General features: G+C 63.1%; 10 protein-coding genes. 6 read left to right on the forward strand and 4 right to left on the reverse strand.

The features are described 5' to 3' along the window. Nucleotides 1-415 (reverse strand): SDR family NAD(P)-dependent oxidoreductase (locus tag EN914_RS13475; protein ID WP_127389119.1); only part of this gene is annotated, 415 nt, incomplete at its 3' end. Between the two features lie 103 nt (nt 416-518). Between EN914_RS13475 and EN914_RS13480 the strand changes: the two genes are divergently transcribed. Further along, nucleotides 519-1,406, forward strand: a complete 888-nt coding sequence (locus tag EN914_RS13480; protein ID WP_024501504.1) for a helix-turn-helix transcriptional regulator — start codon at nt 519-521, stop codon at nt 1,404-1,406. A 200-nt stretch (nt 1,407-1,606) separates the two neighbouring features. On the opposite strand, the gene EN914_RS13485 is transcribed toward EN914_RS13480, so the two are convergent. After that, on the reverse strand, nt 1,607-2,242 hold the full coding sequence (locus EN914_RS13485; protein WP_013530906.1) for a TetR family transcriptional regulator C-terminal domain-containing protein: 636 nt from the start codon (nt 2,240-2,242) through the stop codon (nt 1,607-1,609). A gap of 226 nt (nt 2,243-2,468) precedes the next feature. Between EN914_RS13485 and EN914_RS13490 the strand changes: the two genes are divergently transcribed. Continuing rightward, nucleotides 2,469-3,797 carry an aspartate aminotransferase family protein gene (locus EN914_RS13490; protein ID WP_013530907.1) on the forward strand — a complete coding sequence of 443 codons (1,329 nt, stop codon included), beginning with the start codon at nt 2,469-2,471 and terminating at the stop codon, nt 3,795-3,797. Between the two features lie 75 nt (nt 3,798-3,872). Here EN914_RS13490 and EN914_RS13495 read toward each other — a convergent pair whose 3' ends face one another. Further along, nucleotides 3,873-4,511 carry a TetR/AcrR family transcriptional regulator gene (locus tag EN914_RS13495; RefSeq protein ID WP_013530908.1) on the reverse strand — a complete coding sequence of 213 codons (639 nt, stop codon included), beginning with the start codon at nt 4,509-4,511 and terminating at the stop codon, nt 3,873-3,875. Between the two features lie 121 nt (nt 4,512-4,632). On the opposite strand from EN914_RS13495, the gene EN914_RS13500 reads away from it, so the two are divergent. The 3 genes from EN914_RS13500 (at nt 4,633) to EN914_RS13510 (ending at nt 7,777) form a co-directional block, all read left to right on the forward strand. Beyond that, nucleotides 4,633-5,883, forward strand: a complete 1,251-nt coding sequence (locus EN914_RS13500; protein ID WP_013530909.1) for a Zn-dependent hydrolase — start codon at nt 4,633-4,635, stop codon at nt 5,881-5,883. A 63-nt stretch (nt 5,884-5,946) separates the two neighbouring features. Continuing rightward, entirely contained in the window at nt 5,947-7,398 is a 1,452-nt protein-coding gene (gene hydA, locus EN914_RS13505; protein ID WP_024501503.1) for a dihydropyrimidinase, read from the forward strand. 43 nt (nt 7,399-7,441) lie between these two features. After that, complete coding sequence (locus EN914_RS13510) at nt 7,442-7,777, forward strand: hypothetical protein (protein WP_245265282.1); 336 nt, start codon at nt 7,442-7,444, stop codon at nt 7,775-7,777. Nucleotides 7,778-7,839: 62 nt separating this feature from the next. Here the strand turns inward: EN914_RS13510 and EN914_RS13515 are convergent, their stop codons facing one another. Continuing rightward, the gene (locus tag EN914_RS13515) at nt 7,840-8,250 is read right to left on the reverse strand and encodes a cupin domain-containing protein (RefSeq protein WP_013530912.1); all 411 of its coding nucleotides are present in this window, start codon (nt 8,248-8,250) and stop codon (nt 7,840-7,842) included. A 142-nt stretch (nt 8,251-8,392) separates the two neighbouring features. On the opposite strand from EN914_RS13515, the gene EN914_RS13520 reads away from it, so the two are divergent. Then, a complete protein-coding gene (locus EN914_RS13520; RefSeq protein ID WP_013530913.1) occupies nt 8,393-9,184 on the forward strand; it encodes an ABC transporter ATP-binding protein in 792 nt (263 codons plus the stop codon). The last annotated feature ends 31 nt before the right edge of the window (nt 9,185-9,215 follow it).

A 9,215-nucleotide genomic window follows, 5' to 3' on the forward strand; every position in this document is an offset into this window, starting at 1 on the left:
CGATGCGCGCCGGCGCACTGGCCTTCAGCAATGGCAGGAGCTCCGATGTCAGCAGGAAACCGGCGAGATAGTTGACCGCGAAGCGCAGTTCATAGCCGTCGGCACTCACCTGCCTTTTGGCACCTTGGCCCGCTGTGCCGATGCCGGCATTGTTGATGAGGATGTCCAGCCGGTTCGTCCGGGCGCGCACCGCCTCGGCGAGGTGGCGCACCTCGGCCAGCGAAGAGAGGTCGGCGACCAGAAGCTCTGCCTTGCCGCCGGCGGCTTCGATCTCGGTGACAACAGCCTTGCCGCGCATCGCATCGCGGCCGTGCACCAGCACACGGGCGCCCGCGGCGCCGAGCCGTTGCGCGACAACGCGGCCGACGCCGTCTGTCGAGCCGGTGATGAGGATCGTCTTGTCTTTGAGTTCCATGTTCAGAGCCTCCGTTCTGTTGCTCTGAACGGAAGATGGGCCAGTTGGCGCTGGCCAAACAGTTCAAACTTTATCCTGGTATCAATACTGCTATAATACGCGCATGGAGTCCCAACCTCACGCGGCCCCCACACGTTCGGCTGAAGACAGCCGCCGACGCGAACTCGGCGCCTTCCTGCGCTCGCGCCGGGAAAGGCTGACGCCCTCGGCCGCAGGCATCGCCACCGGTCTCAGACGGCGTACGCCGGGACTACGGCGCGAGGAGGTGGCGATGATCGCCGGCGTCGGCACGACCTGGTACACATGGCTGGAGCAGGGGCGGGAGGTCAGGCCCTCGGTCGAGGTGCTGACGGCGCTCGCCGAAGCACTGCGCCTCGACGCCGCCGAACAACAGCATCTGTTCATCCTTGCCGACCGCCAACAGCCGGAGCGCCGTGCCGTAGCGCCGGAAAAGGTCGATGGCCCGTTGCTGCACATGCTGCAGAGCCTGGTGCTGCAGCCGGCCTATGTCGTCGGGCGGCGCTGGGACGTGCTGGCCTGGAACCCGGCGGCGGTGGCGGTGTTCGGCGATTATGGCCTGCTGGAGGGTGACGCCCGCAACATCGTCCACATGGTGTTCACGAGCCCGCATCACCGGCACCTGCTGGTCGACTGGGAGCAACTGGCGCGCACCGTGCTGGCCTCGTTCCGGGCCACGAGCGCCCGCTATGTCGGCGATCCGGATTTCGAGCGGCTGATCGAGTTGATGACCCGTTCGAGCCCCGAATTTCGTGCCTGGTGGCCGCAGCGCGACGTCGCGCATCGGTTGTCGGGGGTGAAACATGTCCGGCACCCGAGCGCGGGCGCCATGACCTTCGAGCATATGAGCCTGTCGATCGGCGACGGCTCGGACATGAAGCTGATCGTCTACACGCCGTTAGCCGAGCAGAATTCGATCGCCAAGCTGCAGGCATTGCTGGACGCGCTGCCGGCCGAGCGGCGCAGCGCCTGAGGTTGGCTGGCGTCCCCCTCGGCTTCGTCATCCACGGGCGAAGCGGACGCGGAGACCCGAGGATCCATGCCGGGACGTTTGCCGAAGAGTACTACGGAGCAGAATTTGGACCTTTGCGGCGCGTTGAAGTCGCGGCATGGATTGTAGGGTCTGCGCCGCGTCGCTTCGCTCCTTGCTTCGCCCTAGAATGACGAAACCATTTAGCCCTTCGGCTTCAGCCCATCGAGGAACAACTGCTCGAGAAATCTTGCCGCATCCTCGAAGCGGCCGTCGCCGCCACGGTTCGGTCCGAGCACGGCGCGGACCTGGACGTCGAAATCGGCATAATGCTGCGTCGTCGCCCAGATCGAGAAGATCAGGTGCCACGGGTCGGTCTTGGCGATCTTGCCGGCGCGCATCCAGCCCTTGATGACGGCGGCCTTCTCGTCGACCAGCGTTTTCAGTTCGCCCGCCAGCAGCGGCATGATGCGTGGCGCGCCTTGCAGGATCTCGTTGGCGAACAGCCGGCTCTCGCGCGGAAAATCGCGCGCCATCTCCAGCTTGCGCCTGATGTAGCTGCGCAGTTCGGTTAGGGGATCGCCAATGTCGTCGAGTTCGCGCAGTGGCGCCAGCCAGGTGTCGAGCAGGCGCTGCATCAGCGTTTCGTGGATGTCTTCCTTGCGCCGGAAATAATAGAGCAGGTTCGGCTTCGACATGCCGGCGGCTTCGGCGATCTGGTCGATGGTCGAGCCGCGAAAGCCGTTGGTGGAGAAGACCTCAAGCGCCGCCTCCAGGATGAGTTCGCGCTTTTCCTGCTGGATGCGGGTGCGGCGAGGGGCATCCGTGCCGATGGTCACCGTTGCAAGCCCTCGTGTTGAGGCTCATCTGGACCAATTCTCTGGACCAGTTTTTCCCTAGCCTGTGGAACGCACTTCAGGTGCCGCATTTCCGCTAGTAATCCTTGACCGCCTAAAGGGCGGTGCTAACGTTTGTCCAATCGGTCAAAAATTTCCGTAGCATGAAAACGCGGCAAAGACCAAGCGTTGGGCGCAGCGAAACAGTTTACAAGGGGAAGTCCTGGTCATGTCCAACCGGCTGAAAGTCACGCCGAACGATCTCAGTGCATTCTGGATGCCGTTCACGGCAAACCGGCAGTTCAAGCAGGCGCCGCGCATGATGGTGTCCGCCAAGGACATGCATTACACAACCAGCGACGGCCGCAAGGTGCTCGACGGCACCGCCGGCCTGTGGTGCGTCAATGCCGGCCACTGCCGTCCGAAGATCACCGAGGCGATCCAGCACCAGGCTGCCGAACTCGATTATGCGCCGGCCTTCCAGATGGGCCATCCGATCGTGTTCGAACTGGCCAACCGCCTGGTCGACCTGGCGCCCAAGGGCATGGACCATGTCTTCTTCACCAATTCCGGCTCGGAATCGGTCGAGACCGCGCTCAAAATGGCGATCGCCTATCACCGTGTGAAGGGCGAGGGCTCGCGCACCCGGTTGATCGGCCGCGAGCGCGGCTATCACGGCGTCAATTTCGGCGGCATCTCGGTCGGCGGCATCGTCACCAACCGCAAGATGTTCGGCACGCTGCTCGGCGGCGTCGACCATATGCCGCACACGCATCTGCCGGAAAAGAACGCCTTCACCAAGGGTGTGCCGGAGTATGGCGCGGAACTCGCCAACGAGCTGGAGCGTATCGTCGCCCTGCACGACGCTTCGACCATCGCCGCCGTCATCGTCGAGCCGGTCGCCGGCTCCACCGGCGTCATCCTGCCGCCGAAGGGTTATCTGGAGAAGCTGCGCGAGATCTGCACCAAGCACGGCATCCTGTTGATCTTCGATGAGGTCATCACCGGTTTCGGCCGTCTCGGCACACCGTTCGCCGCCGACTATTTCGGTGTCACGCCCGACATCATGACCACCGCCAAGGGCGTCTCCAACGGCGTCATCCCGATGGGCGCGGTGTTTGTGAAGAAGGAGATCCACGACGCCTTCATGACCGGCCCCGAGCACATGATCGAGTTCTTCCACGGCTACACCTATTCGGGCAACCCGATCGCCTGCGCGGCCGCACTCGGCACGCTTGACACCTACAAGGAAGAGGGCTTGCTGACCCGTGGCGAGGAGCTGGCGCCGTACTGGGAAGACGCGCTGCATTCGCTGAAAGGCGAGCCGAACGTCATCGATATCAGGAACATCGGCCTGATCGGTGCGATCGAGCTGGCGCCGATCGCCGGCCAGCCGACCAAGCGGGCCTTCTCGGCCTTCGTCAAGGCGTTCGAGCGCGGCGCGCTGATCCGCACCACCGGCGACATCATCGCGCTGTCGCCGCCGCTGATCATCACCAAGGGCCAGATCAACGAATTGATCGACCATGTTCGCGATGTGCTGAGGTCAATCGATTGACGGACTGACGCGGTCGGTTGAGGTCGGCGCGGCAGCGCGCCGACCTGACCTTTTGCTTGCAACGAACCATTACAGTCAGGCGGGCAACGCACCGATCCCGGTCAGGATCACCCGCTTGATATTTTCCTTGGCTTCCCGCCATTGCCGGTCGGACAGAGGTTTTCCGCCATTGAGTGTCTCGATCTGATGGCCGAAATCGGCGTAGTGCTGGGTCGTAGCCCAAAGCATATAGAGCAGATGGCGCGGATCCACCGGGTCCATCTTGGCTTCCTCGATCCAGCGCCTGATGATCTCGACGCGGCCGTCGGTCCATTCGCGCAGCGTCGATTCCATATAGTCCTGAAGCACCGGCGCCCCGTGCATCACTTCGGAGGCCCAGACCTTCGAGCCGTCGGGATGGCGGCGTGATATTTCCATCTTGGCGTCGATATAGGCACTGATGCCGTCTATGGGCCCGCGCGCCGCGTCGAAGCAATTGGCCGCCTGTAGCCAGATTTCAAAGATGTTTTGAACGACCGACCGGTAAAGCTCTTCCTTGGTGGCGAAATAGTAGTGGAGATTTGCCTTCGGCAGTCCGGCCAGATCCGCAATCAACTGCATCGTGGCGCCGCCAAACCCTGCCTCCGCAAACACCTTCTCTGCAGCGACGAGAATGGTTTTTTCATTCTCTCGGCGGATCTCCTGTCGCCGCATGGGGCGGGTGGGTTCTGCCATGTCTACCCCAAGATTCTAGTTGACCGCTTGGTCAGGTTGTGTAGTTTAAAAGCTGACCATACGGTCAAGCTGTAAATCACTCAAGGGGCGACAAGACCCCCGGTGTAGATGGGAACTCGAGATGGCCGCACCCGGCGAGAATCTGCGAATCAATTCAGACCGTTTGTGGGATTCCATCATGGAGATGGCGAAGATTGGCCCCGGCATTGCCGGCGGCAACAATCGCCAGACCGTGACCGACGAAGACGGCGAAGGGCGGCATCTGTTCAAGCGCTGGTGCGATGCGGCCGGGCTCGAAATGGGCGTCGATGAAATGGGCACGATGTTTGCCCGCCGCGAAGGCACCGATCCCAGCCTGCCGCCGGTCTATGTCGGCAGCCATCTCGATACGCAGCCGACCGGCGGCAAGTATGACGGCGTGCTCGGCGTACTGGGCGGGCTTGAAGTGGTGCGCTCGCTCAACGATCTCGGCATCAAGACCAAACATCCGATCGTCGTCACCAACTGGACGAACGAGGAGGGCTCGCGCTTCGCGCCGGCTATGATGGCGTCCGGCGTGTTCGCCGGCGTGCTCGACCAGGCCGATGTGTACGGGCATGTCGACAAGCAGGGCAAGAAATTCGGCGAGGAACTGGAGCGCATCGGCTGGAAAGGCCCCGAGAAGGTCGGCGACCGCAAGATCCATGCCTTCTTCGAACTGCATATCGAACAGGGTCCGATCCTCGAGGACGAGGATATCGACATCGGTGTCGTCACCCATGGCCAGGGCCTTAAATGGCTGCAGGTGACGCTGACCGGCAAGGAAGCCCATACCGGCTCGACGCCGATGCCCAAGCGCCGCAATGCCGGGCTCGGCATGGCGCGGGTGATCGAACTGGTGCACGAGATCGCCATGGACTACCAGCCCGATGCCGTCGGCGCGGTCGGCCACATGGAGGTCTATCCCAATTCGCGCAACATCATCGCCGGGCGCACCGTCTTCACCGTCGATATCCGCTCGCCGGAAAAAGAAGTGCTGGACGCGATGGATGGCCGCATCCGCGAAGGCATCGACACGATCTGCGATGCACTCGACATCCGCTACGAGATCGAACAGGTCGGCGCTTTCGATCCGGTGACTTTCGATGCCGGCTGCGTCAAGGCGATCCGCGATGCCGCCGACCGCCTTGGCTATTCCCATCGCAACATCGTTTCCGGTGCCGGCCACGACGCCTGCTGGATCAACCGCGTCGCGCCCACCGCGATGGTGATGTGCCCTTGCGTCGATGGCCTCAGCCACAACGAGGCCGAGGAGATCACCAAGGAATGGGCTTCGGCGGGTGCCGATGTCTTGTTCCACGCGGTGGTGGAGACGGCTGTCATCGTGGAGTGAGCTTAGAATCCACCTTCCAAACGACGCTCGTAAAGAAGCGCGAAGAGAACAAGGGAACAGTCAATGACCAAAGTCATCCGAAACGGCACCATCGTCACCGCCGACCGCACCTGGAAGGCCGATGTGCTGATGCAGCACGGCAAGATCGTCGCCATCGGTTCGGGCCTGCATGGCGACCATGAGTTCGACGCCACCGGCTGCTACGTCATGCCGGGCGGCATCGACCCGCACACCCATCTCGAAATGCCGTTCATGGGCACCTATTCGGCCGATGACTTCGAGTCCGGCACGCGCGCGGCGCTCTCCGGCGGCACGACCATGGTGGTCGATTTCTGCCTGCCGGCGCCTCAGCAGTCGCTGCTCGAAGCCTTGCAGATGTGGGACAACAAGACCTCGAAGGCGTCGTGCGACTATTCCTTCCACATGGCGATCACCTGGTGGGGCAAGCAGGTGTTCGACGAGATGGCCACGGTCGTCGACAAGGGCATCACCTCGTTCAAGCATTTCATGGCCTACAAGGGCGCGCTGATGGTCGACGACGACGAGATGTATGCGTCGTTCCAGCGCTGCGCCGATCTCGGCGCGCTGCCGCTCGTTCATGCCGAGAATGGCGACGTGGTGGCGGCACTGTCGCAGAAGCTGCTGGCTGCCGGCAACAACGGCCCCGAGGGCCACGCCTATTCACGGCCGCCCGAAGTGGAAGGCGAGGCGACCAACCGCGCCATCATGATCGCCGACATGGCCGGCGTGCCGCTCTATGTCGTGCATGTCTCCTGCGAGCAGAGCCACGAAGCGATCCGCCGGGCGCGCCAGAAGGGCATGCGGGTGTTCGGCGAGCCGCTGATCCAGCACCTGACGCTGGACGAGAGCGAGTATTTCGACAAGGACTGGGACCATGCGGCACGCCGCGTGATGAGCCCGCCCTTCCGCAACAAATCGCACCAGGACTCGCTGTGGGCCGGCCTCCAGGCGGGGTCGCTGCAGGTGGTGGCGACCGATCATTGCGCTTTCACCACCAAACAGAAGCGCAACGGCGTCGGCGATTTCACCAAGATCCCGAACGGCACCGGCGGGCTTGAAGACCGCATGCCGGTGCTGTGGACCACAGGCGTCAACACCGGCCGGCTGACGATGAACGAGTTCGTCGCGGTGACCTCGACCAACATCGCCAAGATCCTCAACATGTATCCGAAGAAGGGCGCCATCGTAGAGGGCGCCGACGCCGACATCGTCGTCTGGGATCCCAAGCGCAAGAAGACAATTTCGTCCAAGAAGCAGCAATCGGTGATCGACTACAATGTCTTCGAGGGTTTCGAGGTGACCGGCCTGCCGCGGTTCGTGTTCTCGCGTGGCGAACTGTCGATCCAGGAGTCCGAGGTCAAGGCCAAGCCCGGCCATGGTGAATTCGTCGGCCGCGAGCCGAATGCGGCCGTCAACCGGGCGCTGTCGACGTGGAAGGAAATCTCCGCGCCGCGCAAAGTGGAACGCACCGGCATCCCGGCGACCGGGGTTTGAGGTGCGGCGCGGGGGACTTCTTTTCGCGGCAGTTTTGGTTCTGGTGGCCAGCCAAGTGTCGGCGGCCGGCATCGACCTAGCCAAACCTTATGGCAACAAGTCCGGCTGCATCAACAAGAACGGCCAGGAAGTCTACGCCGAGGACATGCTGCTTCTAACCAACACCGACTTCATCACGGCGACGAGCGCTTGCACCTTCACCGGCAAGAGGGTCCAGGCCGACGGCTCGCTTGTGGTGAAGGCGGAGTGCAAGGCCGAAGGCGAAGAGGGCAAGGCGCCCGCCACCTTCATCATCAAGCACAGCACCAAGAACGCCAAGAAACTGGTGATCGCGGATGCGGACGGCACCGTCTATGGGGAAGTGTCTCGGTGCCGATGATTGCCGAAGCTGGCGGGCGCAAACCTCTAGCAATTGGCCGACGGGCGCCTAGCCCGGCGAAGTCAGCTTCCGGCGACCAGCGCATCCAGTTCCGGCAGCAGGACGACGCTCTCCTGTTCGTTGGGATCGGTGCGCGCAATGACGGCAGAGGACGGGGCGCCGCTCAGGTTGGCCGGCAGATGCGGCACGCCGGCGGGGATGTAGAAGAGATCACCGGCCTTGACGACGATATGATGCTCGAGCCGGTCGCCATACCAGGTGTGGACTTCGCCGGAGAGCACATAGATCGCCGTCTCGTGGCTCTCGTGCATATGCGCCTTGGCGCGGGCGCCGGGCGGCATGGTGAGCATGTGCATGCAGATGCCGGACGCACCGACGGTCTCGGCGGCAATGCCGGCGAAATAGGTCAGCCCCTGCTTGCCTTCATAAGTGCTTTCAGGGCGGATAAGATGACAAGTGGGTTTGGGCGACATCGGGGAAACTCCGGGCGTCGATCGCGTGGGACAAGGTCAGAGGGACAGGGCCAAATGGGACAGGGCAAGTGGAAAACAACATCGCGATAAAAGCAATCGGATTCCAGCCGCCGCGGGAACGGAAACAGGCAGGCGGCAACCGATGACGGGGAATTCGCCAGCCGTCGTCGCGGCAAGCAAACTCGGGCTGACTTTCCAGACCAATGACGGGCCGGTGCAGGCGCTGTCCAATGTCGATCTCACCATCGGCAAGGGCGAGTTCGTCTCCTTCATCGGGCCTTCGGGCTGCGGCAAGACCACGCTGCTGCGCGTCATCGCCGATCTGGAGAAGCCGACCTCGGGGGCGATTTCCGTCAATGGCATGACAGCAGAGCAGGCGCGCGAGAAACGCGCCTATGGCTATGTCTTTCAGGCGGCGGCGCTGTTTCCGTGGCGGACCATCGAGCGCAATGTGGGGCTGCCGCTGGAGATCATGGGCCTGTCCAGGGCGGAGCAAGGCGAGCGGATCAAGCGCACGCTCGGCCTCGTCAACCTCTCTGGATTCGAGAAGAAATATCCCTGGCAGCTCTCGGGCGGCATGCAGCAGCGCGCCTCGATTGCCCGTGCGCTGGCCTTCGACGCCGACCTGCTGCTGATGGACGAGCCGTTCGGCGCGCTGGACGAGATCGTGCGCGACCATCTCAACGAGCAGCTGCTGGAATTGTGGGGACGCACCAACAAGACCATCTGCTTCGTCACCCACTCCATTCCGGAGGCCGTCTATCTGTCGACGCGCATCGTCGTCATGTCGCCGCGCCCGGGCCGTGTCAGCGACATCATCGAATCGACGCTGCCGAGAGAGCGGCCGCTCGACATCCGCGAGACGCCGGAGTTTCTGGCGATCGCAGCGCGGGTGCGGGACGGGCTGCGCGCGGGGCACAGCTATGACGATTGAGGGAGCAAACGACGGGCTCCCTCCTCTCCCC

Origin of the sequence: Mesorhizobium sp. M7A.F.Ca.CA.001.08.2.1, assembly GCF_003998455.1 — a bacterium.
Classification (GTDB): Bacteria; Pseudomonadota; Alphaproteobacteria; order Rhizobiales; family Rhizobiaceae; genus Mesorhizobium; species Mesorhizobium ciceri.

What these genes read in the sequence shown, in the direction of transcription:
- EN914_RS13515 (WP_013530912.1), bottom strand. Translation starts at nt 8,250, where the DNA reads ATGTCGCCCAAACCCACTTGTCATCTTATCCGCCCTGAAAGCACTTAT.
- EN914_RS13500 (WP_013530909.1), top strand. Translation starts at nt 4,633, where the DNA reads ATGGCCGCACCCGGCGAGAATCTGCGAATCAATTCAGACCGTTTGTGG.
- EN914_RS13495 (WP_013530908.1), bottom strand. Translation starts at nt 4,511, where the DNA reads ATGGCAGAACCCACCCGCCCCATGCGGCGACAGGAGATCCGCCGAGAG.
- EN914_RS13490 (WP_013530907.1), top strand. Translation starts at nt 2,469, where the DNA reads ATGTCCAACCGGCTGAAAGTCACGCCGAACGATCTCAGTGCATTCTGG.
- hydA (WP_024501503.1), top strand. Translation starts at nt 5,947, where the DNA reads ATGACCAAAGTCATCCGAAACGGCACCATCGTCACCGCCGACCGCACC.
- EN914_RS13480 (WP_024501504.1), top strand. Translation starts at nt 519, where the DNA reads ATGGAGTCCCAACCTCACGCGGCCCCCACACGTTCGGCTGAAGACAGC.
- EN914_RS13520 (WP_013530913.1), top strand. Translation starts at nt 8,393, where the DNA reads ATGACGGGGAATTCGCCAGCCGTCGTCGCGGCAAGCAAACTCGGGCTG.